Raw genomic sequence first — 828 nt, forward strand, 5'->3', positions numbered from 1 at the left:
CTCGCGGTACGTTTCGGTTTTAAAGTGGCTGACCCTCTCGCTCTTCGCTTATGTCGGCGTCGCGTTCGTGGTGCATATTCCATGGGGCACCGTCGGCTATAATCTGGTCGTGCCGCACATCACCTTCGATGGGCCCTACATCACGGCGGTTGTTGCCGTGCTCGGGACGACAATCAGCCCCTACTTGTTCTTCTGGCAGGCTGAAGAAGAAGTTGAGGAGGTCAAAGAACGCCCACAGGCAAAACCGCTTAAACGCGCGCCCGAGCAAGCGAAGCCGGAGTTTCAGCGTATCCAATGGGATACTTATATCGGTATGCTCATCTCGAACGTGGTGGCACTGTTCATAATTTTGACGACTGCAGCAACGTTGAACGCGCACGGCGTCACCGATATCCAGACATCTTCGCAGGCAGCCGAGGCACTCCGGCCGATAGCGGGGCCTTTTGCGTTTTTCATCTTTGCTCTCGGCATCATCGGAACCGGGCTGCTCGCCCTACCCGTGCTCGCCGGCTCATCTGCCTATGCGCTTGGAGAGACCTTTGGATGGCCTGTGGGGCTCTCACGCACGGCCGGAAGGGCAAAGGCCTTCTACGGAGCTATCGCTGTCGCAACGTTGCTGGGAATTGGCCTGAATTTCAGTCCGATAGATCCAATCAAGGCGCTGTTCTGGAGTGCGGTGATCAATGGCGTCGTCGCAGTTCCCGTCATGGCGTTGATGATGCATCTTTCGAGCCATCGTCCGGCAATGGGCGAGTTTCGGTTGCAAATCGGATTGAAGATCGTCGGATGGCTAGCAACGCTCGTCATGGTCGCCGCCGCTATCGGCCT

Annotated in this window: 1 protein-coding gene; it reads left to right on the top strand. The window is 57.1% G+C overall.

Annotated features, from left to right (window positions below; all coding sequences use genetic code 11):
* Positions 1-828 (top strand): NRAMP family divalent metal transporter (locus tag JTP94_RS13105; protein ID WP_204850937.1); only part of this gene is annotated, 828 nt, incomplete at both ends.

The organism is Martinezella lusitana, from assembly GCF_016901135.1.
Classification (GTDB): Bacteria; Pseudomonadota; Alphaproteobacteria; order Rhizobiales; family Rhizobiaceae; genus Rhizobium; species Rhizobium lusitanum_D.